This is a genomic window from Solirubrobacter soli DSM 22325 (assembly GCF_000423665.1).
Taxonomy (GTDB): Bacteria; Actinomycetota; Thermoleophilia; order Solirubrobacterales; family Solirubrobacteraceae; genus Solirubrobacter; species Solirubrobacter soli.
Genome location: NZ_KE384070.1, coordinates 574,890 through 599,714, shown reverse-complemented (window position 1 = coordinate 599,714; position 24,825 = coordinate 574,890). Strand labels below are relative to the sequence as shown.

Below are 24,825 nucleotides of genomic sequence, written 5' to 3'. Positions count from 1 at the left end.
TGCGATGGACGTGGCCAAGGTGAGTGCGCCGTTGGGCCGGGACGCCGAGTGCGCCGCGCTCCAGCGGGTGCTCGACGAGGCGCGCGGCGGCCACGGATCGGTGCTCGTCCTGCGCGGCGAGCCCGGCGTCGGCAAGTCCGTCCTGCTCGACTACACGGCCGCCGTCGGCACCGGGTTCGCGGTGGCGCGGGCGGCCGGCGTCGAGTCCGAGCTCGAACTGCCGTTGGCCGGCCTGCAGCAGCTGCTCGGCGCTTCGCTCCTCGACCGCGCCGCCGCGCTCGCGCCGCCGCAACGCGACGCGTTGCGGGTCGCGTTCGGGCTGCTCGAAGGCCCGGTCCCGGATCCGTTCCTGGTGGCGCTGGCGGCGCTCGGCGTGCTCGCCGACGCCGCCGACGAGCAGCCGCTGCTGTGCCTCGTCGACGACGTGCAATGGCTCGACAAGACGTCGGTCCAAGTGCTGTCGTTCGTCGCCCGGCGCCTGACGGCGGAGCGGCTGGCGATCGTGTTCGCCGTCCGCGAGCCGAACGAGGAGCGGGTGCTCGGCGGGTTGCCGGATCTCACGCTCGGAGGACTCAACGATCAGGACGCTCGCGAACTGCTCGACTCGGCCCTCGCCGGCGGTCTCGACCAGCAGGTGCGCGATCGGATCGTGGCCGAGACCCGCGGCAACCCACTGGCGCTGCTGGAGCTGCCGCGGGGGCTGACGCCGGCCGAGCTCGCCGGCGGTTTCGGCCTCCCGCAGCAGGCCGTCGCGGGCCGCGTGGAAGCGAGCTTCCTGCGCCGCATCGAGGCGCTGCCCGAGGCGACGCGGCAGTTGCTCGTCGCCGCCGCGGCCGAACCTGTCGGGGACGTCACCCTCCTGCTCGGTGCGCTCGAGAGGCTCGGGATCGGGCCCGATGCCATCGGCGCCGCCGAGACCGAGGGGTTGATCTCGCTCGAAGCGCGCGTGCGCTTCCGGCATCCGCTCGTGCGCTCGGCGGCGTACCGCGCCGCGCCCGCGGCCGTGCGCCGTCGCGTGCACGCCGCGCTCGCCGATGCCACCGATCCAGCCGCCGATCCCGACCGCCGCGCGTGGCATCGCGCGCACGCGACCGCCGTGCCCGACGAGGAGATCGCGGTCGAGCTCGAGCAGTCGGCCTCGCGCGCCCGGTCCCGAGGCGGTATGACCGCGGCGGCGGCGTTCCTGGAGCGTGCGGCCGAGCTCACGCCCGACCCCGGGCAGCGCGGGACGCGTGCGCTGGCAGCCGCGCACGCGAAGTTCGACGCGGGCGCGCCGGACGCCGCCGAGGCGCTGCTGATCGTCGCGTTGAGCTGCCCGCTCGACGAGCTCCAGCGCGCGCGTGTGGATCGTCTCCGGGCGCGGATCGCGTTCACCCGCACACGCGGGAGCGACACGCCGGCGATGCTCAGCGCCGCCGCGCGCCGGCTCGAGCCGCTCGACCCCGAGCTCGCCCGCGAGACCCACCTCGAAGCGCTCTGGGCGGCCGTGCGCAGCGGGCGCTTCGCACGCGCCGAGGGAGTCCTCGAAGCCGCCGACGCAGCCGCCGCCACGGGCTCTCCGCGCTCGATCGACCTCTTGCTCCGCGGGCTCACCACCAGGCTCGCGCGCGGCTACGAGCCCGCGCTGCCCGCGGTCGCACACGCGCTCGACGTGTTCCAGGAGGAGGGCTTCCGGCACGAGAACATCGTCTGGTGCTGGCTCGCTTGTCAGCTCGCGATGGATCTGTGGAACGACGACGCCTGCGCGGCGATCGCCACGGGGCTGGCCGCGACCGCTCGCGACCGCGGCGCGCTCGGCGTCCTCCCGTTCGCGCTGAACTACTCGGCGGCCCACCAGCTGTTCGCCGGCGCGTTCGGCGTCTGCGAGCAGCTCGTGCACGAGGCCGACACGATCACGACGGCGACCTCGAGCGTCCCGATCGCCGACTTCGCCGTGCTGCTCGCCGCCTGGCGCGGCGATCGCGAACGCACCTACGCCTTGCGCGAGGCCGCGATCGCCGGTGGGACGGCGCGCGGCGAGGGGTTCGCGGTGGAGGTCGGCGAGTGGGCCGTCGCCACCCTGCACCTCGGATACGGCGAATACGGCGAGGCGCAGGCGGCCGCGCGGCGCGCATACGACCACGATGGGCTCGGCTTCAACGTGTGGGTGCTGCCCGAGCTGATCGAGGCCGCGGTGTGCAACGGCGACACGGCCGCGGCCGAGCTTGCCCTCTCGCACCTGCTCGAGCGCTCGTCGCTGAGCACCACGCCGTGGGCGCGCGGGATCGAGGCCCGCTCGCGTGCGTTGCTGGCCCGTGGCGACGAGGCCGACGCGCTCTACGGTGAGGCGATCGAGCAGCTCGGCCGCTCGAAGGTCGTCGTCCACCACGCGCGCGCCGAGCTCGTGTATGGCGAGTGGCTGCGCCGCGAGGGGCGTCGCGTCGATGCGCGTGCCCAACTCAAATCCGCTTACGCCGCGCTGGATGGGATGGGCGCGGCCGCCTTCGCCGAGCGCGCGCGCCGCGAGCTGGCCGCCACCGGCGAGACCGTCCGCAAGCGCAGCGACGACACGCGCGACGAGCTCACCCCGCAGGAGGCGCAGATCGCCCGCATGGCCCGCGACGGCCTGACCAACCCGGAGATCGGCGCCCAGCTCTTCCTCAGCCACCGCACCGTGGAGTGGCACATGCGCAAGATCCTCGGCAAGCTCGGCATCACCTCGCGCCGCGAGCTCGCGGATGCGCTGCCCGAGCGCGAGGCCGAGCTGATGCCCGTTCCTTAGAGCCAGGAGCCGGCCATGATCTGCCGCACGTCCGCGTCGGGGTGCTCGCGGACGCCGTAGATCCCGCGCGCGCCGGCCCACAGGACGGTGCGCCCGAGGTGGCCGGGGTAGCGCTCGAGCTTGGCGTTGAAGAAGCCCTCCGCCGTGTCCTCGGTCTGCAGCAGCTCCTCGGCGTCGTCGAGGTACTGGCGGGTCTCGGCGATCTGGCGGTCCGCGTCGTCGTCGAGCTCGTGGTTCTGGTGGCCGGCGACGATGCGTCGCGGGTGCAGCGCCTCGATCGTGTCGATCGCGGCGCGCCAAGGGCCGAACCCGCCGACGAGCACGGTCTGGCTGAGGTACATGTGCACGCCGTTGTAGATCGAGTCGCCGGCGACGACGAGGTCGAGAGCCGGGACGTGGAGCACCGTCGTGTCGGCGCTGTCGGTGTCGCCGACCTCGACGATCACGAGCTCGTGCCCCTCGAGCGCGAAGCGGTTGTCCGGGACGGTCACCGCCGTGACGGGCGAGTCGGGGATGCCCGCGTAGACCTTGTCCCAGAGGACCGGCCGCGCGGCGACGTTGCCGCGCATCTGCGCGATCGTGCCCGCGCTGGCGACGACGCGGGCATCGAAGCGCTCGGCGAGCACGTTCGCCGCGAACCAGTGGTCGCCGTGACCGTGGGTGACGAAGATGTCGGTCAGGTTGCGGCCCTTGCCCGCGACCCAGTCGCCGAGCGCGTGTGCCTGGTCGGTGGTCATCGCGGGGTCGGTCAGGACCGCGTCCCGCTCGCCGTAGATCAGCGTGCTGGCCATCGGCGAGAACAGCTTGGGCTCGCCGTTGGGCAGGACGCCCTCCTGGGCCGGCGGCTGGTTGATGAAGATGTCGTAGTGGAGGCTCATGGTGCCGCCACGATCGCGCGCTCCACCCCGGGTCGTACCGGTGGGGTCCCTGGTCCGTGCACTGGTATTAGGCTCCGCAGACATGCTGCGGGGACGCGCCGCCGAGTGCGAGCGGCTGGACCAGCTGCTCGCGCAGGTACGCGAGGGCGGCAGCGCCGTGCTCGTGCTGCGGGGGGAAGCGGGTGTCGGCAAGACAGCCCTGCTGCGCTACGCCGCCGAGCATGCGTCCGGGTTTCGCGTCGCGTCGATCGCCGGCGTCGAGTCCGAGCTCGAGTTCGCCTACGCGGGCCTGCACCTGCTGTGCGCGCCGCTGCTGAGCCGGCTGGGAACCCTCCCCCAGGCGCAGCGAGGCGCGCTCGAGGTCGCGCTCGGGCTCGCCGCCGGCGACCCGCCCGACCGTATCGTCGTGGGGCTGGCGACGCTCGGTCTGCTGGCCGCCGACGAGCAGCCGTTGCTGTGCTTGATCGACGACTTCCAGTGGCTCGACGACGCCTCCGCCCGTGTGCTCGAGTTCGTCGCCGCGCGTGCGCTGGCCGAGCCGCTCGCGCTCGTGTTCGCGGTGCGGGAGGAGCGGGTGTTGGGCGGCCTGCCGGAGCTTTCGGTGCGCGGTCTCGCCGACGCGGACGCACACGCGCTGCTGCAGAGCGTCGTGCCGGGGCCGATCGACGCGGGCGTGCGGGAGCGGATCGTCGCCGAGGCCCACGGCAACCCGCTCGCGCTGCTCGAGCTGCCGCGCTGGATGTCCGCGGACGGGGGCTTCGCCGTCCCCGCGCCGATCGACGTCGAGGACGGCTACCGCCGGCGGATCGAGGCGCTTTCCGCGGGGAGCCGCACGCTGCTGCAGCTCGCGGCCGCGGACCCGGAGGCCGACGCGTCGCTGGTGAGGCGCGCGGCCGAGCAGCTCGGGATCGCCGCGGACTTCGATCCCGATCTGGTCGAGGTCGGCGCGCAGATCCGCTTCCGGCATCCCCTGCTGCGCGCGGCGGCGTACCGCTCGGCGTCGGCCGACGAGCGCTGCACGCTGCACGCGGCGCTGGCCGCGGTCACCGAGGCCGCCGACCGGCGGGCGTGGCATCGCGCCAAGGCATCTCCGGGCCCTGACGAGGCGGTGGCCGCGGAGCTCGAGCGCTCGGCCGCCGACGCCCAGGCGCGCGGCGGCGTCGCGGCGGCCGCCGCATTTCTCGCGCGCGCCGCGACGCTCACTCCAGACCCCGCCGAACGCTCCCGCCGCCTGCTCGCGGCGGCGCACGCCAAGCGCGACGCGGGAGCGCTGGACGAGGCGCTGCGGCTGATCGGCGCGGCCGGGCCGCTCTCAGCCTTGCAGGCGGCCGAGGCGGAGCATCTGCGGGGACGGATCGCCTTCGACGACCGCCGAGCGGGCGATGCCGCCCGACTGCTGCTCGACGCGGCCACGCGCCTGGAGCCGCTCGACGAGGCGCTCGCCCGCACGACGCACCTCGAAGCGCTGGGCGCGGCGATCTGGTCGGCCGATGACGACGCGATCCTGGCCGCCGCCCACGTCGCGCCTGCGCCCCCTGCGGCGACCGCGGTCGATGTCGTCCTCGACGCGCTCGCCACCCGGCTTCGAGACGGATTCTCGCCGGCGATGCGCCCCGCACTGGAGAACGTCCTCGCTCTGCCGGCTCCGGACGGCGAGCTCGGCCGCTGGCTGTGGCTGACCGGGTTCCGCGCGACCGGGCTCATCGCCCTCGACCTTTGGGACATCGACGCATGGCACGAGCTCGCCTCGCGGCAGGTGCGCGTCGCCCGCGAGGCCGGCGCGCTCGTGCAGCTGCAGTTCGCGCTCAACTTCCTCGCCCGCTGCACGCTGGCCTGCGGTGAGCTGGCCGACGCCGAGGTGCTCATCGAGGAAGAGCGCGCGCTCGCCGACGCCACAGGCGGCGCAGCCGTCGGTTACAACGAGCTGCTGCTCGCAGCCTGGCGCGGACAGGAGGCGCAGGCGAGCGAGCGGATCGAGCGCATGGTGGCGGGAGCGAGCGCGCGCGGGCTGGGCCGCATGGTCGACGTCGCCACCTACGCGAAGGCCGTGCTCTACAACGGCATCGGCCGCTACGACGCGGCGCTGGACGCTGCACGAGTGGCCTTCGAGCACCGTGACCATGTCGCCCTCGGCATGTTCGTCGTCGGTGAGCTGGCCGAGTCGGCGTCGCGCACCGGGGATCAACCGCTGCTCGAAGCCGCCCACGACTGGGTCTCCTCCCGCGACGTCGATAGTGCGTGGCGGCACGGCATGACCGCGCGCGTGCGCGCGCTGCTGACCGGCGACGAGGCCGACTATCGCGCCTCCGTCGCGCACCTCCAGCGCACCCGGTTGCGCACGGAGCTCGCGCGCGCTCACCTGTTGTACGGAGAGTGGCTGCGCCGCAATCGCCGCCGAGCCGATGCACGCGAGCCGCTGCGGACCGCGCACGACATGTTCCTGGCGGTCGGCGCCGACGGCTTCGCCGAGCGCGCGCACCACGAGCTGCTGGCGACCGGCGAGACCGTCCGCAAGCGCCGCGACGACACGCGCGGCGATCTCACCCCGCACGAGCAGCACATCGCGCGCCTCGCGCTCGCCGGCCATACGAATCCCGAGATCGGCGCCGAGCTCTTCATCAGCCCTCGCACCGTCGAGTGGCATCTCAAGAACGTCTTCACCAAGCTCGGGATCGCGTCGCGCAAGGAGCTGCGCGGCGCCCTGGGCTGAGAGGCGGATGCTGCGCGCGGCAGTTGCGCGGACGAAGCGAGGCGCTGCGGGGGCGGCGGGCGGAGGTGGAGTTCATAGCCGGGATGCTCCTCCGCCACCCCTGGGCTCGCGCCAGGGTGCCCACTGGTGGCGACGCGGGGACCCGGGGCCAGTGCCCGGACCCGTGCGTGCCCAGGTGCGACCAGTGCCCGCACGCGAGACGGTGACGGCACAACGAAACCAAACGGAGGTCGTCATGAACCCCACCGAACCAAGCACCTCACGCACGCTCAATGTGTTCCTGATCCGCGGTCTGATCGCGATCGCCTGGGCCACCGTCTTCGCGGTCGTGGCGGACTCGCTGACGGTCGGCGCCGGCGTGTTGCTCGTCGCCTATCCGCTGATCGACGTCGTCGCGTCATTGATCGACGCACGGACGGCGCACGGGTCCGCGCGCCAGGTCCTGCTGACCGGCGCCGCGACGAGCGCGCTCGCCGCGATCGCTCTCGGCATCGCCGCGACCGGCAGTGTCGCGAACGTCTACGCGGTCTTCGGGGTTTGGGCCGCGGTCAGCGGCGCGGCGCAGCTGATCACCGCGCTTCGCCGGCGGGCGCAGCTCGGCCTGCAGGTCCCGATGCTGGCGGCCGGCGGCGTGTCTGTGCTGCTGGGCGTCATGTTCCTGATCGCCGCGGCCACCACGACCCCGGAGCTCAACCGGCTCGCGGTCTACGCCGCCACCGGCGGTATCGACTTCATCGTCGAGGCCTACCTGCTCCTGCGGCGCCGTCGCCGCCCGACCCCCGTCCCCGCGACGCAGTTCTGATCGCCATGAGCACTCTCGACACGCCCACGACCCACCAGACCGCGGCGACGCGATTCGTCGACGCCGCCGGCGTGCGCTTCGCGTACCGTCGCTTCGGCGCTTTCGGCGCCACTCCACTGGTGCTGCTGCAGCACTTCCGCGGCAACCTCGACAACTGGGATCCCGCGCTGATCGACGCGCTCGCCGGCGAGCGGGAGGTGATCCTGGTCGACTACCCCGGCGTCGGCGGCTCGAGCGGCACGTTCGGTCCGTCGATCGCCGATACCGGCCGCGCGATGATCGCGTTCCTGGAGGCGCTCGAGCTGTCGAAGATCGACCTGCTCGGGTTCTCGATCGGGGGCTTCGTCGCCCAGGAGATCGCGCTGATCCGCCCGGCGCTCGTGCGCCGGCTCGTGCTCGCCGCGACCGGGCCCAAGGGCGCGCCCGGCATGCACCGCTGGCGCGAGGACATCGCGCGGGCGGCACGCCTCGACCAGAGCACCGCGGACAGCCTGCTGCACATCTTCTTCGCGCCGACGGAGACGAGCCGCGCGCTCGGCGGCCAGTTCCTCGCGCGCTTCATGGCCCGTCGCGACGACCGCGACGCGCCGACCAGCCTCGCCGCCCGCGACGCGCAGTACGACGCGATCGTCGAGTGGGGGATCCCCGACCACGGCGCGCTCCAGCGGCTCACGGGCATCCAGAGCCCGACGCTGGTCATCCAGGGCGACGACGACCAGATGATCCCGACCAAGCTCAGCCACCTGCTGGCCGGCCTCATCCCCGATGCGCAGATCCGCATCTACCCCGATGCCGCGCACGCCTTCCTGTTCCAGTACCCACGCGAGGTGGCCGCGGACGTGCACGGGTTCCTCGCCAGGTGAGGGACCCGGGGTCGCAGACCAGTGTCCCGCACGGGTGCGACCGGGACACCGAAGCGAGATCGTGAAGACAGCAAGAAGAACTTCCAGACAAGGAGCACACCATGGCCACCCTGCATTTCTCCAAGAAGACCACCGCGACGCCCGAGCAACTGCTCGCAGCGCTCACCGACTTCGGACCGGGCCGCTCGCAGATCTTCGCCAACAGCGCCGATGAATACCTCCAGGTCCACGACCGCGGACCCGACTGGGCCGATGTCACGGAAGGGTCCGGCGGCGTCTGGGAACGGCTGCGCTACGACTGGTCCGATCCCTACCGCATCGTCATGACGACCACCGACTCCAACGTCTGGGGCGGGCGGTCAGGCCACACCTACACCCTCCTGACGCTGCCGGAGGGAACGATGGTCGTGCACGCCGTCGTCGTCCGCGAGGGCAAGAACCTCAAGGGTAAGCTGCTTGGCCTCGTCCTCGGCAGCATCGGCAAGAGCAAGCTCCGCAAGGCGTTCGAGAACACCCTCGCGGCCGTCGAGGTCCGCAGCGCCGCAGAAGCCGAGCTCGTCTGCTGACCCGCCCAACCGCCCGCCAGACGCACCCGCGCACACCCGGGTGCGTCTGGCGGGTCTCATTTACGATGAGGCAGTGCCGAGCCTGCGAGGGCGTGATCAGGAATGCGCGCTGCTCGATGCGCTGCTGCGCGATGTCCGCCGCGGTGAGAGCCGATCGCTGGTGGTGCACGGCGAAGCGGGGATCGGCAAGACCGCGCTGCTGGGACACCTGACCGACTCCGCGCCGGACATGCTGCTCGTGCGCGCGCTCGGCGTCGAGTCCGAGATGGAGCTCGCCTACGCCAGCCTGCATCAACTCTGTCTGCCGCTGCTGGACCGGCGCTCGTCGCTGCCTCCTCCGCAGCGTCAAGCGCTCGAGACCGTGTTCGGCCTGGACGCGGGTGATGCGCCGGACCGGTTCCTCGTCGGCCTGGCCATCCTGAGCCTGCTGTCGGACGCATCCGAGCAGCGACCGGTGCTGTGGGTCATCGACGACGGCCATTGGCTCGACCAGACGTCGGCGCTGACGCTGACCTTCGTCGCACGTCGTCTGCTGGCCGAGCGCGTGGGCCTGGTGGTCGCCGTGCGTGAACCGAGTGGCGCGTTCAGCGAGTTGCCGGCCCTGGAGCTCGGCGGTCTGCGCGACGGCGACGCGCGCGCGGTGCTCAGCTCCGCGGTGCGCTTCAAGCTCGAGCGGCACGTCGTCGACCGCATCGTCGCCGAGACCCGCGGCAACCCGCTGGCTCTGCTCGAGCTGCCGCGCGGGCTGAGCGCGGCCGAGCTCGCGGGGTTCGGCAACGGGAGCTTCTCGGCGTCGCCGAGCGACATCGAGGAGCGCTTCCGCCGGCGCCTCGACGAGCTGCCCGAGGCGACGCGGCGGCTGATGCTGATCGCCGCAGCCGAGCCCCTCGGAGAGCCGACCCTCGTCTGGCGCGCCGCCGAGCGCCTGGGTGTCGGTCCAGGAGCCGCCGCGCCGGCCGTGGAGGCCGGTCTCTGCGAGTTCGACTACCGCGTCCGCTTTCGTCATCCGCTCGTTCGCGCCGCCGCCTACCGCGCGGCCACGGCGGAGGAACGCCGCCAGGCCCACGCAGCGATCGCCGAGTTCACGGACGCCGCGGTCGATCCCGACCGCCGGGCGTGGCATCGCGCTCGCGCAGCCGCCGGTCCGGACGCCGCCGTCGCGGACGAGCTCGAACGGTCGGCGGCTCGTGCGCGGGCCCGTGGCGGCCAGGCCGCCGCGGCGGCATTCCTGGAACGCTCGATGGAGCTCACGCTCGACCCCGCCCGCCGCGCCGAGCGCGCGCTGGCGGCGGCCGAGGCCAAACACCTCGCCGGCGCCCCGGACGACGCGCTCCGGCTCGCCGCTGTGGCCGCGAGCGCGCCGCTCGCGGAACGCGACAGCGCTCGTGTCGACGTGCTGCGCGGGCGCGTAGCCGTCGTGCAACGCCGCGGCCGCGACGCGCCGCCGCTGCTCCTCGCCGCGGCCCGGCGGCTCGAACGCCTCGACCCGCGTGCCGCACGTGACACCTATCGAGACGCGTTCGTCGCCGGGATCGTCGCGGGCCGCCTGGCCGGCGAGACGGGGCTGCCGGAGGTGGCCGCGGCGATCCGCTCCGCGACATCGTCGACCGACCCGCCGAGCGCGAGCGATGCGCTCCTCGACGCGGCCGCACTGCTGATCGACGCCGGGTTCACGACCGGTGCGCCGGCCATGCGGCGCGCGCTGGACGCGGCGCGCGAGGCCGAACTCGACCTGCAGTGGCGTTGGTTCGCCGCCTACATGGCGATCTGGATCCTGGACACCGACACGTGGGGCGTGCTCAGTGCCCGGAACCTCGACCAGGTGCGCAGCGCCGGCGTGCTCGCGCTGGTGCCGCTCGCGTGTGCGGCCCGCGTGGCGTGGGAGCTGCAGGCCGGCGATCTCGGCGCGGCGGCATCGCATGCGGCCGAGCAGGACGCCGTCAGTGAGGCGATCGGGGGCCCGCGGGCGTCCGGATCGCGGATCGCGCTCGCTGCCTTCCGAGGTCGCGCGCCCGAGGTCGCGGAGCTCGACGCGGCCGCGACCCCCGCCGCGCTCGCCCGCGGTGACGGCAGCTGGATGCCCGTGCGCCACTGGTCGACAGCAGTGCTGAACAACGGCCTCGGCCGCTACGAGGACGCGCTCGCCGCCGCCCAGGACGGCGCCGCGTATCCGCCTGACATGCACACGTCGCTCTGGGCGCTCGGCGAGCTCGCGGAGGCGGCGGTGCGCTGCGGCCGAGCGGACGCGGCGACCGGCGCGCTCGAACGGCTTGGCGGGGCCGCTCGCGGATGCGACACCGACTGGGCTCGCGGCGCCGAGCTGCGCGCCCGTGCGCTGGTCGCGGACGCCGCGGACGCCGACTCGCTCTATCACTCGGCGCTGGAGCACTTCGGGCGCGCGCGCATGCGCACCGATCTCGCACGCACCCACCTGCTGTACGGCGAGTGGCTGCGGCGCGAGCGGCGCCGCCTCGAAGCTCGCGAGCACTTGCGCACGGCGCACGACATGCTCACGACGATCGGCATGGAGGCGTTCGCGGAGCGCGCCCGCCAAGAGCTCGCGGCCACCGGGGAGCACGTCCGCCGGCGCACCGATGACACACGCGACGACCTGACCGAGCAAGAGCGCCAGATCGCGCGCTTCGCCTGCGACGGACTCTCGAACCCCGAGATCGCTGCGCGGCTGTTCCTCAGCAAGCGCACGGTCGAGTGGCACCTGCGCAAGGTGTTCGCGAAACTCGGTGTCCGTTCGCGCGGAGAGCTCGCGCGGGCGTTGCCCGATCTCATCGGCGCGTGATCAGGGCCGCTCCGGCTTCCCGGAGCGGCCCCGTGGGTCGGTCATCGAGCGACGACGCCGAGGACGTCCTCCATGTAGCGCCCCGCGCTCGCGGACGCCTCGTCCTGTGTGGAACCGTTCTGGCGGGCGACCATGTAGGCCGCGTACCAGTCCCACCAGTTGTGCGGCTGCGAGGCCTTCTCGAACGGGTCGTGATGCTCGGCCGTCTCGTGCAGCAGGTCTGCCAACTCTGCAATGTTCATGGCTCTACCGTCCTGGGAGTCGCTGTTGGATCTCCTGCAGGTACCAGGTGTTGCCGTCCGGGTCCTGGAAGGAGACGAAGGATGCGTAGGACTGGCGCTCCGGATCGAGCCCGTCCACCCGCTCGCCGTAGCGATCGAACGCGCTCGAGTGGAAGAAGTCCGAGACCTCGACGCCGCGGGCGATGAGATCCTCGCGGGCGGCCTCGATGTCATAGACGGCGAGGACGAGGCCCTCGTAGGTGCCGGGCGCGGCGGCGGTCACGCCTTCACCGAAGATGACCGACGCCGGCGAGCCGGGCGGGGTCATCTGGATCACGCGGAAGCCCTCGCGGATCGGGAAGTCCGCGTCCTCGCGCCAGCCCAGCGAGCCGTAGAACGCCTTGGCGCGGTCGACGTCCGACACGGGGATGGTCAGGACCTCGAGCTTGTAGTCGACGGTGCCCGGGGCGGGCGCCTGGACCGCGCGTTCGCTTTGATCGATGGAAGTGCTCATGTGGGTGTCTCCGGTTTGGTTGCGTCCCCACCATCCTCCGGAGCAGCCGTCTTCGCACCCGTGGACCACCCTGGTCACACGTCCCCGGGTGTGGAGCGACTCAGCACCCCCTTCCGTGGGCTCGGGAGGACGCAGGGGTTCGATGCGTAGTCGCGCGCCTCGTCGAAGATGTGGCGCAGACTGGCATCGGCAAGCCGGGTGTCGGCATCGAACCTCCGGAAGCGGGGGACGATGCTCGTCACGATCCACCGCCACCGGTCGTCATAGCGGGTGATCCTCGGCCACGCTTTGGCGCGCAGAGCCGGCGGAATCCCCCGGGTGAAGCGCCGAACCGATCGAGAAGAGCCGGGCGAACGCGCACGAGAGGCGATCGAGGTTGGGCTGCACCAGCGCCCGCTGCTCGTGCTCGAGGAGTTGGACGTTTCCTTGCCAGATCAGCTCGTCGGCCCTGCGCCGGGCATCCGGGGACGTCGGATCGGCCTCCACCAGGCGGCGCCCCTGATCGATCGTCTCAAAGTCGGAGAGCACCGTCGCGTAATGACGCTCCCCGCCCACGAGTCCGCGCAGACAGGCGAGCCCGTCATCCGCGGTGCCGTACGCGAGGTGAGCCCAGAAGATGTCGTCGAAGATCGCATTGTTGGTCTCGCGGAGAGTGTTCACGTCCGCGAGCAGCAACGCCCTCTGGCGCCGCAGGCTGTGCGGGATGTCCACGTAGCCGGTGCGATCGGTGTCCAGCCGGAACGGAAACAGCGCGAGCCGGACGTGGTGCGACGCGAACGCGGCCATGCCCGCCCACTTGAAGTACTCGGGCAGGAACTTGTACAGCCAGGCGTAGCGCGACGAGATCTCCAGAAGGGGGAACTCGAGGCGCTACTGGTTCGTATCTCGTGTGAGCGGCGTCTTGAGTCTCGAGACATCGATCTGCTGGGTGCGATGCGTCAGTCGCTTCAGCACCTTCGCGAATCGCTCATGGGTCGGCCGAAGGTGGCGACGCCCGTCAACGAGTGGAGTTGGTCGCACCACCCGGACTACCTCGCCTTCAAGGCGCTTCAGACCGGCGTCGCGACGTTGCTTGCCGCGTCGCGACGCCCCTTCTGGCCACCAAGCTTGGACGACCGGCGTGCGAGCGGAGGAGGCACGCCGCGAGCCGTGCGCCCCTGCCATTCGATAAGCAGGACCAGTACGACCGCAGGGCAAGTGGGCGTCATCCGGAGAGATCGCCATCCTCGTGGGCGCAAAGGAGCACGAGTGCGATTTCCGGGGTCACGAGAAGGCGAAGTTCGTGCACGACACGATCTTGTTCCACTTGCTTCGAGGCTGATGCCTCAGACCTTATTAGAGGTCCTGCCGGTCGGCGCTGGTCGGTCAGGTCGGGGTGACCACGACCTTGCCGAGGGCATGGCCCTCGCCTACGTGGGCGAGTGCCGACGGAAGTTCCTCGAGGGGGAATGTCCGGTCGATGTGGATGCCGATCTCGCCGGCGATGCAGAGGTCGGTCAACGGCTCGAAGCGGGTCGGCCCCTCTCGTACGGCGAGGACGCCGATGCGGCGTCGCGTGAGCCGACCGGCGATGAAGCCGACGGTCAGGATGCGCAACAGCGTGCTGACGGATCCACCGACACAGCGATAGCGGCCACCGAGGGCGAGCGCCCTTCGGTAGGCGAACACCGACCGATGCGCGACGAGATCGAGGATCAGGTCGTAGCGGTCGTCTGAGCGCGTGAAGTCCTCGTTGCGATAGTCCATCACCTCATCGGCGCCGAGCGAACGCATGAAGTCCAGTTTGCGGGCGTTGTCGACTCCGGTCACGCGCGCGCCACACCGTTTGGCGAGTTGGATTGCGAAGGAGCCGGTGCCCCCTCCGCCCCCGTTGATCAACACCCGAACGCCGTCCGCGGCACCATCGGTTCCCTGCAGAGCGATCGCGCCTGCTTGGGGAATCGTCGACGCCTGCGCGAACGTCAGCTCCTGCGGCTTGTGCGCCAGCGCCGCCTCGGGGGCGATGGCGAACTCCGCGAAGCCGCCCTTGAGCGCGAGATTGTCAGCGTAGACATCGTCGCCGGGTCGGAACCGGGTCACATCTGCGCCGACACGCTCGACCCGGCCGGCGATGTCTGAGCCGAGCGTGCGCCGTGCCGGCGCGCGCCACCCGCCGATGCGCGCGTAGAGCGGTGATCCGCGCAGACACTCCCAGTCGCTGAGGTTGATCGACGTGGCGGCCACTTTGATCAACACCTGTCCGGCGCCCGGCGACGGCGTCGGAACATCCTCGATCCGCAACACTTCGGGCGACCCGTAGCGGTCGTAGATCGCCGCCCTCACCGCGAAGGGCCTCCCCTGACGGTCCGCAGGATCATGAGCCGCAGATCCTACGCGCCGCCGGCGTCGCAACAGCGAACGGCAGGCATCGGATCGGTCGGCGGAGCCTGGCGCCGCGCTGATTCCTGAGCGCGGGGCGCGCGCGTCTGGCAGAGTCGGTCTTGCGATGGCTACGAAGGTGATCGTCATCGGCGGTGGCGTGGCGGGGATGACCGCGGCGCATGAGCTGGCGAGCCGGCCCGGCTTCGATGTTGTCGTGTTCGAGCAGCGGCCGGTGGCCGGCGGGAAGGCTCGCAGCATGGACGCGATCGCGGGCGTTGGAGGCCGGCGCGCGCTGCCCGGCGAGCACGGGTTCCGGTTCTTCCCCGGGTTCTACAAGCACGTGCCGGACACAATGAGCCGGATCCCATACCGGCATCAGCTCCACGGCGTGCTCGACAACCTTGTGATGTCCACGCAGATACAGATCGCGCGCGATGACGCGCGAAACGAGCTCGTGGCACCGGCCCATCTGCCGACCTCTGCGAGTGAATGGGAGGCGACGCTGCGTTTCGCGTTGGAGCTCGCCACGCAGCTCGACATCCCCGTCGAGGACCAACTGCACTTCGTCCGGCTCCTGAGCGACCTTCTCTCGGCTTGTGAGGCGCGCCGATTCGGGCAGTACGAGCAGCTGAGCTGGTGGGAGTTCTCCGATGCCGAGCATCGCTCGCCGGCCTTCCAGAAGTTCCTTGCCGACGGGCTGACGCGCTCACTCGTCGCGGCACGGGCACGCGAGATGAGCGCGCGCACCGGCGGTTACATCCTGCTGCAACTGCTGCAGGACCTCGCCAGCCCGGCGGGACAGGCCGACCGGGTGCTCAACGGCCCGACGAGCGACGTCTGGATCGACCCCTGGTTGAACGAGCTCCGGCGTATCGGCGTCGACTTCCGCGTCGGTTGCCGTGTGGACGCGATCTCGAATCAGGGTACGCGCGTGACCGGCGTGCGCGTCCAGGCGGTCGATGAGGCGTTCGCACCCGTCGGCGCCGCCTTCGACGCCACGGCCGACCACTACATCGCGGCCGTGCCGGTCGAGGTGCTGCGCGACGCGATTGCGATGAACCCGCTCAAACAGGTGAGCCCGGCGCTCGCCGGCCTCGACCGGCTTCAGGTGCGCTGGATGAACGGGATCATGTACTACCTGACGCGCGACGCCCCGCTCATCCACGGCCATACGATCTTCATCGACTCGGCGTGGGCACTGACATCGATTTCGCAACGGCAGTTCTGGCCGTCATTCAACCCGCACGACATGGGCGACGGTACCGTCGGCGGCATCCTCTCGGTCGACATCTCCGACTGGTTCGCCCCCGGCGAGTTCTCGGCCAACGGCAAGATCGCGCGCGACTGCACGCGCCAGGAGGTCGCTGAAGAGGTCTGGGACCAGCTCAAGGCCGGGCTCAACAACGGCACGACCGTGCTCGACGACGCCATGCGGGCCGCCTGGTTCCTCGACCCCTCGATCGTCTATCCCAACCCGAGTGAGGCGACGAACCTCGAGCCGCTCCTCGTCAACACCGCTGGCTCGTGGGACCATCGGCCGCCCGCGGCCCTGCCCGAGGTCGAGAACCTCTTCCTCGCCTCTGACTACGTCCAGACCTACACCGACCTCGCCACCATGGAAGGCGCCAACGAGGCCGCACGACGCGCCGTCAACGCCGTACTCGACGCGATCGGCTCCGACGCCGATCGCTGCCGCCTCTGGCCGCTCCACAACCCAGGCGGCCTGCCATTCCGGCTCGCGCGGGAGGCAGATCGTGTGCTCTACAAACTCTGCGGGCCGCGGCTCGGCCCACCACGCACACTCGCCGTGGAGGGCGACCAGCTCATGAGCGACCCGCTCGCCCGCCTCCGCGACTTCCTTCCCTAACGTCACCGGTTCTGCGATCACGCAGCCCCCGCCCACGTCACGACGGGCGAGCGACAGTGGTTTCCGTACCGCTGGACGGGAACGTTGTCGTAACCCTGTCTAAGCCCGTCCGGGCGTCGACCCACACGACGTTTGTCACCCCCAAGAGAGCCCCAGAGGGTAGGACCAACACCAAGCCGTGGCGCGGCCGCTGCTCCGTTCGCGTGATGTCAGACACGCGGCCGGAGAGCCCTTGGCGGGAATCTCGAACAGAACGCCCCGGATCGCGTCGTGAAGGGGACGCCAGCCGCCGCGCTGTTGGTTGTATGGACGTGCACGCCCAGGCACTAGCTCGCGATCGGGCTGGTACTTCAGGAACTCGACCCAGGCGTGCGCGCACGCGTCGTCGACGATCTCACTGCTCGCGCGCGGCGCCCCGGATGGTCTTGACGAGCTCGAAATGGAACTCGCCGTAGAGGTCCAGGTCGTCGCGGCACGGGCGTAGTGGGAGCTCATCGCCTGCCTCTTCCCCCGTGGTCCCGGGGGTAGTTGCAGCAAGAACTGTCCCCGAATTGTCCCCGTCGCGGGGGACCGCCCGGTCCGCTTCTACACGGAAACCCTGCGTTTGCGGGGCATGCGTGAGGGGTGAGCGACGGGACTCGAACCCGCGGCCGCCGGGACCACAACCCGGAGCTCTACCAACTGAGCTACGCCCACCAAGCGACCCCGCAGTCTAGCGGCGATCCGCCCGCGAATCGGGAAGACGGGTTCGAACACGGTCGAGTGTCGCGGGCTTGACAGTCCTTGTGTCGCGGATGAGCGCGACGGCAGGCCGTCCAAGCGGGACGCTACGGCACATGAACCAGACGACTCCCGACCTGATCCTGATGGAACTCGCCCAGCGCAATATCGACGCGATCGATGCGGAGATCCGGTCGGTGACGTTCGAGCTGCAGGCGCGGGAGAAGCAGCTGGTGGCGCTGGCTGCAAGGCGGGCGCAGATCGCGAAGCGGTACGCGAGTATCCACGCATCGCACCTAGAGTCCTCCTGATCGGCGGCCCGTCCGGGGTCGGTAAGACGACGGTGGCGTCGCTGCTCGCGCGGCGGCATGGGCTGCGGCTCTACTCGTCGGATACGCGGACGTGGGATCACGTGGATCGGCTGATCGCGGCCGGGAGCGGCAAGGCAAAGCGCTGGAACGAGACCAAGCCGCCTCGCGACCGGTTCGCGCTGCATCACGAACGGGCCGAGCTGGTCCGGCAGGACCTCGAATGTCTGCCCGACCACCCGCCGGTGATCGCGGAGGGCACGGTCATCCCCCACCCGCGGGTCTTTCTCGTCCACCCGACGACGCCGGATCACCTCGAACGATTCTTCGACCTCTCCGGTGGCGTCACCACCCACGCGGAGCGGATCGCGCTGATCCGCGAGGCGAATCTCGACATCGCGAACCAGGTGCGGGCCTTCTACGCCCGCGGCGACGCGGAAGGCGACCCGGGCAAGGTCGTGCAGCGCTTCGCGTGCGAATGCGGGCACCCGGCGTGCGGGGACTTCTTCGAGGCGCCCGTGGCGGTCATGTCGCGGCCGTGAGCGCGTCGCCGAGCGGCGTGCGCACGTACAGGACCGCGCGGCCCTCGCGCCGGCCGACGACCAGACCGGCGTCGCGGAGCGCCGCCAGGTGATGCGAGGTCGTTGCCGCGCTCAACGACAGCCGCTCGGCCAACTCGGTCGTCGACCGCGGCGCCGGGAGGTTCATGAGCACCGAAGCGCGTGTCGCGCCCAACAGCCGTGCCAGGCCGTCCGAAGCCACGACAGCGTCCTCCCACAACGTCGCGATCCCGCGCGCCGGGTAGATCAGGGTCGGCTGCCAGGGCGGGCGGTCGATCACGTGCACACGGGTCGCCGCGAACGCCGACGGCATCAACACGAGCCCGCGACCGTCCAACGCGACCGTCGCGGAGTGCTCCGGCACGCTCACCCGCAAAGCACCCTCGGACCAGTCGACCAGCCCGTGCAGCTCCGAGAACAACAGCGCCGGCCCGCCTGAGGCCAGCTGACGGGCGCGATACGCGAGGTCCGCGTCCAGGAACGCGCGCACCCGCGGCCAGACCGGCAGGACGGCATCGGCCCAGTAGCGCGCCAGCAGATCCGCGAGCCGCGACACCTCCCCGACCGGATCCGCCAGCCACGCCGACACATCGACCCGCGGGTGCTGCGAGGCGAACAGCGAAAGCTCCGAGCGGATCACCGACTCACGAGTCGCGCGCAGCGCGTGCAGATCGTCCTCGATGCTCCCGAGCGGACCCGCGGGCGGCGGCGTGAGCAGATCGGGTGTGTAGCCCTGCGGCGGGAGCAGCGCGATCGCCCCCGCCAGCGCGGCTCCGTCCACGCGGCCGTCCAACGTCCGCAGCCACGGCACGTGCAATGCGGCGTGCGCCGGGTCGCGCAGGACGACCAGCGAGCGCACGAGCTCCCACATCGGCGAGATCGCGAACCTGGTGCGGACCAGGTCCTCGACCGCGAACACGAACCGGACCACGGCCGCAAGCCTAGGGGCGGCTGACCATCACCTCGAGCGTGTTGCCGTCCAGATCGGCGAAATAGACCGAGTGATGGTCGGAGTGGCGCTCGCGGCGATAGGGGATCGCGAGCCGCGAGAGCCGCTCCACGACCTCGTCCTGCCCGCGCAGGTCGGTGGCCAGCGCGATGTGACGCAGGCCGGGAGCGCGCTCGGCGAACAGGCCGAGCCGGGCACCCACCGGACCGATGAAGATCGGCTCCTCCGGCGGGCAGCTGCGACGCGCGGCGCGCGCGCCGAGCACGTCCTCGTACCACACGATCGAACGGTCGCGGTCGGCCACGTCGAGGGAGACGTGGTCGATCCGGTGCAGGCGCATCAGGTCCATGCCGGAGAGCTTCCGGCACGGACCCACCCGCGCGCCAACGATTCGACCCAGGTCGAAACGTCTACGCGGTGATGACCTCGGTGTGCGTGGCCTCGGCCTTCTGCATGCCGCGCTCGATCGCCCCGATCAGGTACGGGCGAAGCTCGGCGGCGGCCACGATCGACGAGACCGAGCCGACCTCGACCGCCCGCTGGATCGAGTGGATCGAGTCGAACTTCGCGGCCAGCTCGCCCATCTTCTCGGCGCGGACGGTGTCGAGCAGCGACGACAACTCGCTCCGCAAGCGGCGGGCGGCAGCGGCGTCCTCGGCGGCCTCGATGCGCTCCTCCATCTCCACCACACGGGCATCCGAACGCGTCGCCGCGGTGACGTCGCGCGTGAACACCACGCCGGCGGCGGCGGAACCGCCGATGACCGACGCCTTGGCACCCTCGACGGCGATCGTCTCGAAGCCCTCGTTCAACCGCTGGGAGAAGACCACGAACGCGCCGCCGTGGTACCGCGAGATCACGCAGAAGACGATCGGGCCGCGGAAGTTGACGATCGCGCGGCCGATCTCGGCGCCGTACTCGAGCTGCCACTGGCGCATCGACTCCGGCGAGCCGTCGAACCCGGCGAGGTTCGCCAGCACCACGAGCGGACGCCGCCCGCCGTTGGAGTTGATCGCCCGCGCGACCTTCTTCGACGAGCGCGGGAACAGTGTGCCGGACGTCCACTGCGAGGGACCGTCGGCGGGGGTCGGCCCGAAGCGGTCGATCGGATGCGACTCGATGCCGATCACGGTCGTCGGCCAGCCGCCCAGGTGGGCGTCCCAGACGACGGCGGCCTCGGCGTCGCGCATCCGCTCCCAGCGCTCCAGCGGCCGGTGGTCGTTGTCGACCACGGCGCGCATGACGCTGCGGATGTCGAACGCCTGCTTGCGGCCCGGGTTCGTCTCGTCGGAGAAGATGTCGCCGACGGTCGCGAGCTCGGAGCCCGGCGCGGAATGCGGCGCGGAGCGCACGTCGCGCTCCAGCCCGTCGCGGGTCTCGGCGCGGCGCGGGAAGCGCTCGCCGGGCGCGACATAGGAGTGCTCGTAGTAGCGCAGCAGCACGCTGCACGCGCCCGCGAGGTCCGGCGCCCAGTACTGCGCCTGGCCGTTCGGGCCCATGATGCGGTCATAGCCGCCGATGCCGAAGTTGTCCTCGGCCGACACGCCGCCCGCGAAGTCCAGCGCCTGCTTGCCGGTCAGCACCATCGCGCTCTCGGGCGACATGATCAGGATGCCGCGCGTGTGCATGAGCATCGTCGCCTCGGCGTTCCAGTACGGCTGCGCGCCCACGTTGATGCCGGTCACGACGACGTTGATCTCGCCGCCGTTCTGCGTGAACTCGATGATCCGGCGCAGCGCGGCGGCGACCCAGTCCATGTTCTCCGTACCGGAGTCCATCGAGATGCGGGCGCCACTCGAAAGCGCGAACCACTCGACCGGCACGCCCAGCTCCTCGGCCATGTCGAGCGCGGCCATGATCCGGCGGCACTCGGGCTCGGCGACCGAACCCAGCGACTTCGTGGGATCGCCGAGCAGGACCACGCGCGCCATCCCCTCGGGGAAGCGCGAGGTGAAGGAACGCGTGACGCCGACCACGATGCCGCTCTCGTTCATCGCCGGCGAACGGTCGACCGGGACGAGGTTGCCGTCGTCGTCGAGGTCGTGTTCGATGAACTCGCCGCGCGGGATCGCGCGGGCGGGATCGCGGCGCTCCGGCGCCAGCACCTTGACCAGCTCGGCCGGGTGCACGGAGCCGCGGCGCCGGGCCTGGACGATCCGCCGCGCGCCCTCGTCCAGCGGCTGCAGCGGACGGGTCGCGGGCTCGTCGATCTCGACGATCACGCCGCGGCCCGCGGGCGCGAACAGACGGAGCTCAGAATCACGGATGACCCCGTCGCGCGGGTCGCGCATGCGGCCGCGGATGATGACGGTCTCGATGCCGAGGCCCTCGGTCTCGCGGGCGTAGCGGTCGATCAGTGCGCCCGCCTCGTCCGGCGCGAGGTCGATCTCGGGCCACAGGTTCAGGCGGACGCGGTTCCACAGCAGCCGCTCGCGCGGGGAACGGCGGGCCTGGAAGCGCCGCAGCGACTCCAGCGCCTCCGCCAGCGCGTGCTCGAGCTCGGGCAGCGACACGACGCGCCCGTTCTCGTCGCGCACGACGCTGATCTCGCGCACCTCGGCCAGGGCGAAGAGCCGCTCGTCCTTCGGGTTGGAGCGACCGACGCCGCGGAACAGGTAGACGTCCGCCGGCGAGGCGATCCGCTCGAGCACGAACTCGCTCATGCGCCACAGGTTCAGCCGCTCGGCCATCTCCGGGTGCACGAACTGCAGCTCGCGGTCGAGCTCCCAGCCGCCGTCCAGCGACCGGCACAGCGTGATCGCGTCAGCGGCGGACACGCCGCGCACCGGCGCGGGGACGTCGAGCACGATCCGCTGGACGAGCGTCGGCACGTTCGCCCGCTCCAGGGCGGCCTTCAGGTCGTTCGCCAGCTCCTCGCCCGCCGTCGCGGCCGCGTAGAGGTCGACGAAGACGGACTCGCCCTGCGGGTACTGTGCGGCGCGACGCGAGATCGCGCCCGCGATGTCATCCAGATCCTGCGTGTCGACGAACGCCGCGGCGAGGTGATGGCGCTTGCCGTTCTCCTCGTAGGACGTCGTGACGTACGCGGTGCCGTCGGTCGTGACGCCGTCCCAGAAGCCGGTGAGCTCACGCTGGCGGTACCAGCGGCGGGTCATGATCTCCAGCAGCGCCGGGTGCTCGCGCGCCGTGGTGTTCTTCATCCGGGCGATGATCTGCGGCGCGAGCAGCTGCGGCGCGGTCACGACCGCGTCGATCTGCTCGGCGCGATCGGAACGCTCCGGGTCCTCCATCAGCGCGCCGAGGTGGCGGTCCAGGACCGCGTACGCGGCAGCCTGGCGCTCGAGGATCAGCGGCTGGTCGTAGAAGCGGTTGCGCAGCTGGCGCGCCTGGTCGGCGAGGACCGGGTCGCGGCGCTCGGTGGCGAGCTCGAGCCGGTCGAGCACACCGCGGAACTCGTCACCCACCTTGCCGACGAGCTCGTCGGCGCTCTGCAGGCGCCGCTCGAGGATCGACGTGACGGCCGCGCGGGCGAGGTCGGCGCGCTCCTGGGCGACGAACAGGCGGTAGCAGGCCTCCTCGAGCGCGGCCGTGCGGTCGAGTGAGTCGATGCCGTAGTGCGACAGCGCGCGCTGCAGCAGCGAGACGAAGCGCTCGGGCAGCCGCTCGGCCTTGGCGTCGAGCGAGCGCAGGAACGCGTGCAGGTACTCCTGCGGGCTGTGCAGCAGCTCGCGCTCCGGATCGTGGCGGGCGCGGCTCAACGCGCGCACGTCGCTGAAGACGTCCAGCAGCTGGTGCTCGCCCGCGATCAGCGAGGGATCGCCGGCGCGCTCGCGCAGCGTCGCCAGCGCGCCGCGGACCTCGTCGCCCGAGACGTCGTAGCCGAGGAGCATCCAGCGCAGGCGGTCGAGCGCCGCCGTGCACGGCACCTCGGCGGCGGGTGCGTCGGCATCGAAGCTCACCCGCTCGGCGGACTGCTCGGCGGCGTCGTCCTCGATCGCCTCCAGCTGCAGCAGCGGCGTCTGCGCCGGGACCTGCACGTTGGTGCCGGTCAGCACGCGGCGCACCCGGCCGGCGAACGGCGCCGTCAGCGACGTCTCCATCTTCATCGACTCGACGACCGCGACGACGTCGCCCTCGGCCACCTCGTCGCCCTCGTTGACCGGGATCGCGACGACCACCGACGGACCGTGCGAGCGCACGAAGCCGCCGTCGTCGCGGGTGATGCGGTGCGGGACGCCGTGGACCTCGACCAGCAGGTCGGCGCCCTGGCGGGAGATCATCGTGCGGTGGGTGACGCCGTTGATCGTGATCCGGCGCTCGTGGCCGCTCAGGCGCTCGACGGTGGCCTCGACGGCGGTGCCGTCGACATCCGCCCGGTAGCGGCTCGGAGCGAGCTGGGAGACGATGACGCGGTATGCCTGGCCGCGGTGGCGCACCTCGACGGCGCGCGAGACCTGCGGGCTGGCCTCCGGGCGGCCGCGGCGGGCGAACGCGTAGAAGCTCGCGCGCTCGAGCGCGGTCTCGCGGTCGGCGAGCTCGATCGCGGCCTGCAGCAGCGCGACGTCGGCGCCGCCCTCGGCCTCCATCTCGCCGCTGACGCCCATGCGGTCCAGCCACTGGATGTCGATCGTGCCGCTCTTGAACTCCGGCCGGTCGAGGATCGCGAGGATGAAGGCGCGGTTGGTCGTGCCGTCCTCGATGATCACGGTGCTCTCGCGCAGGGCGCGGCGCAGGCGCGCGGCGGCCTCATCGCGGGTGCGGCCGTAGGCGATGACCTTGGCGACCATCGAGTCGAAGTCGGGCGGGATGACGTCGCCGGCGGCGATGCCGCGGTCGACGCGCACACCGGGGCCGGAAGCGAGATCCAGCACCTGGACGCGACCGGGCGTGGGTGAGAAGCCCATCGCGGGGTCCTCGGCGTTCAGGCGCGCCTCGATCGCGTGGCCGACGGGCTCGGGCGGCGTGCCCTCGAGCTTGCCTCCGGCGGCGACGTGCAGCTGGAGCTTGACGAGGTCGAGGCCCGTGACCGCCTCGGTGACCGGGTGCTCGACCTGCAGGCGCGCGTTGACCTCCATGAAGGAGAAGCGCTGCTGGACCGGCTCGTAGAGGAACTCGACGGTGCCGGCGTTGCGGTAGCCGGACTCCAGCGCGAGGCGCACGGAAGCGGCCTTGACCTCTTCCTCCTGCTCGCGCGTCAGGACGACGCTGGAGGACTCCTCGATGACCTTCTGGTGCCGGCGCTGGCAGGAGCAGTCGCGCACGCCCGCCGCCCAGGCGGTGCCCTGCCCGTCGGCGATCAGCTGCACCTCGATGTGGTGCGCGTTGCCGACCATCGCCTCCATGAAGACGGTGCCGTCGCCGAACGCGTCGGCCGCCTCGCGGCGGCTCGTCGTGAGCGCGTGCTCGAGGCCGTCCATGTCCGTGACCTTGCGGATGCCGCGGCCGCCGCCGCCGGCGGCGGCCTTGATCATCAGCGGGAAGCCGATGCGCTCCGCGTGCGCACGCGCCTCCTCGATCGTCTCGACCGGGCCGTTGGACCAGGGCGCGACCGGCACGCCCGCCTGCTCGGCCATCAGCTTGGACTGGATCTTGTCGCCGAGCTTGCGCATCACGTCGCCGCTCGGGCCGACGAAGACCAGACCCATCTCCTCGATCATGTCCACGAACGCCGGGTGCTCGGAGACGAAGCCCCAGCCAGGCCAGACGGCGTCGGCGCTGGTCGCGATCAGCGCGCGCTTGAGGCCCTCGTAGTCGAGGTAGGCCGCACGTGGGTTCGCCCCCAGGTTGTAGGCCTCGTCCGCGTGGCGGACGAACATCGCGCTGCGTTCGGGCTCGGTGTGGAGCGCGATGACCGTGATGGGATCTTCCGGGCGCTCGGCGTTGAGCTCCCGGACGGCGTGGATGAGACGCATCGCGGGTTCGCCGCGATTGACGACGGCGAGACGACGAAACGTGCGCTGGGTCACAGAAGGCACAGGTGGCACGTT

At 71.6% G+C, this 24,825-nt stretch carries 15 protein-coding genes, 1 tRNA gene and 1 pseudogene; 9 read left to right on the top strand and 8 right to left on the bottom strand.

Annotation, left to right across the window (positions count from 1 at the left end; genetic code table 11):
• The first annotated feature begins 4 nt into the window (after nucleotides 1-4).
• Nucleotides 5-2,761: an ATP-binding protein gene (locus G569_RS0135665; protein ID WP_037501260.1), complete on the top strand. Its 2,757-nt coding sequence runs from the start codon at nucleotides 5-7 to the stop codon at nucleotides 2,759-2,761.
• Here G569_RS0135665 and G569_RS54350 read toward each other — a convergent pair.
• Nucleotides 2,758-3,639 carry an MBL fold metallo-hydrolase gene (locus G569_RS54350; RefSeq protein WP_053227468.1) on the bottom strand — a complete coding sequence of 294 codons (882 nt, stop codon included), beginning with the start codon at nucleotides 3,637-3,639 and terminating at the stop codon, nucleotides 2,758-2,760. The genes G569_RS0135665 and G569_RS54350 overlap by 4 nt on opposite strands.
• An 82-nt stretch (nucleotides 3,640-3,721) precedes the next feature.
• Between G569_RS54350 and G569_RS0135655 the strand changes: the two genes are divergently transcribed.
• The 5 genes from G569_RS0135655 (at nucleotide 3,722) to G569_RS0135635 (ending at nucleotide 11,377) form a co-directional block, all read left to right on the top strand.
• Complete coding sequence (locus G569_RS0135655) at nucleotides 3,722-6,349, top strand: helix-turn-helix transcriptional regulator (RefSeq protein WP_037501258.1); 2,628 nt, start codon at nucleotides 3,722-3,724, stop codon at nucleotides 6,347-6,349.
• 235 nt (nucleotides 6,350-6,584) lie between these two features.
• Complete coding sequence (locus tag G569_RS0135650) at nucleotides 6,585-7,151, top strand: hypothetical protein (RefSeq protein ID WP_028066955.1); 567 nt, start codon at nucleotides 6,585-6,587, stop codon at nucleotides 7,149-7,151.
• Between the two features lie 5 nt (nucleotides 7,152-7,156).
• Entirely contained in the window at nucleotides 7,157-8,014 is an 858-nt protein-coding gene (locus G569_RS0135645; protein WP_028066954.1) for an alpha/beta fold hydrolase, read from the top strand.
• A 101-nt stretch (nucleotides 8,015-8,115) separates the two neighbouring features.
• On the top strand, nucleotides 8,116-8,580 hold the full coding sequence (locus G569_RS0135640) for a hypothetical protein (RefSeq protein ID WP_028066953.1): 465 nt from the start codon (nucleotides 8,116-8,118) through the stop codon (nucleotides 8,578-8,580).
• A gap of 73 nt (nucleotides 8,581-8,653) precedes the next feature.
• Entirely contained in the window at nucleotides 8,654-11,377 is a 2,724-nt protein-coding gene (locus G569_RS0135635; protein ID WP_211233179.1) for a helix-turn-helix transcriptional regulator, read from the top strand.
• Nucleotides 11,378-11,418: 41 nt separating this feature from the next.
• On the opposite strand, the pseudogene G569_RS0135625 reads toward G569_RS0135635, so the two are convergent.
• From G569_RS0135625 to G569_RS0135605, 3 genes and pseudogenes are all read right to left on the bottom strand, one after another.
• Nucleotides 11,419-12,112 (bottom strand): annotated as a pseudogene (locus G569_RS0135625) (VOC family protein).
• A gap of 261 nt (nucleotides 12,113-12,373) precedes the next feature.
• A complete protein-coding gene (locus tag G569_RS54345; RefSeq protein WP_371683506.1) occupies nucleotides 12,374-12,958 on the bottom strand; it encodes a DUF2515 family protein in 585 nt (194 codons plus the stop codon).
• 519 nt (nucleotides 12,959-13,477) lie between these two features.
• Nucleotides 13,478-14,434: an NAD(P)-dependent alcohol dehydrogenase gene (locus G569_RS0135605; protein WP_028066949.1), complete on the bottom strand. Its 957-nt coding sequence runs from the start codon at nucleotides 14,432-14,434 to the stop codon at nucleotides 13,478-13,480.
• Nucleotides 14,435-14,597: 163 nt separating this feature from the next.
• On the opposite strand from G569_RS0135605, the gene G569_RS0135600 reads away from it, so the two are divergent.
• Nucleotides 14,598-16,340, top strand: coding sequence for a hydroxysqualene dehydroxylase (locus G569_RS0135600; protein ID WP_028066948.1), 1,743 nt, complete (start codon nucleotides 14,598-14,600; stop codon nucleotides 16,338-16,340).
• A gap of 623 nt (nucleotides 16,341-16,963) precedes the next feature.
• Here the strand turns inward: G569_RS0135600 and G569_RS0135595 are convergent.
• A tRNA-His gene (locus G569_RS0135595) sits at nucleotides 16,964-17,036 on the bottom strand.
• Nucleotides 17,037-17,176: 140 nt separating this feature from the next.
• Between G569_RS0135595 and G569_RS0135590 the strand changes: the two genes are divergently transcribed.
• Complete coding sequence (locus G569_RS0135590; protein ID WP_028066947.1) at nucleotides 17,177-17,371, top strand: hypothetical protein; 195 nt, start codon at nucleotides 17,177-17,179, stop codon at nucleotides 17,369-17,371.
• A 101-nt stretch (nucleotides 17,372-17,472) separates the two neighbouring features.
• Nucleotides 17,473-17,910 carry a hypothetical protein gene (locus G569_RS0135585; RefSeq protein ID WP_211233178.1) on the top strand — a complete coding sequence of 146 codons (438 nt, stop codon included), beginning with the start codon at nucleotides 17,473-17,475 and terminating at the stop codon, nucleotides 17,908-17,910.
• Here the strand turns inward: G569_RS0135585 and G569_RS0135580 are convergent.
• The 3 genes from G569_RS0135580 to G569_RS0135570 all read right to left on the bottom strand — a co-directional run bounded on the left by G569_RS0135580 (nucleotide 17,894) and on the right by G569_RS0135570 (nucleotide 24,813).
• Nucleotides 17,894-18,859 carry an ArsR/SmtB family transcription factor gene (locus tag G569_RS0135580; RefSeq protein WP_028066945.1) on the bottom strand — a complete coding sequence of 322 codons (966 nt, stop codon included), beginning with the start codon at nucleotides 18,857-18,859 and terminating at the stop codon, nucleotides 17,894-17,896. The two genes, G569_RS0135585 and G569_RS0135580, sit on opposite strands and share 17 nt — an antisense overlap.
• Nucleotides 18,860-18,869: 10 nt before the next feature.
• Nucleotides 18,870-19,226: a VOC family protein gene (locus tag G569_RS0135575; RefSeq protein ID WP_028066944.1), complete on the bottom strand. Its 357-nt coding sequence runs from the start codon at nucleotides 19,224-19,226 to the stop codon at nucleotides 18,870-18,872.
• 61 nt (nucleotides 19,227-19,287) lie between these two features.
• A complete protein-coding gene (locus G569_RS0135570) occupies nucleotides 19,288-24,813 on the bottom strand; it encodes an ATP-binding protein (protein WP_211233177.1) in 5,526 nt (1,841 codons plus the stop codon).
• Between the last annotated feature and the right edge of the window lie 12 nt (nucleotides 24,814-24,825).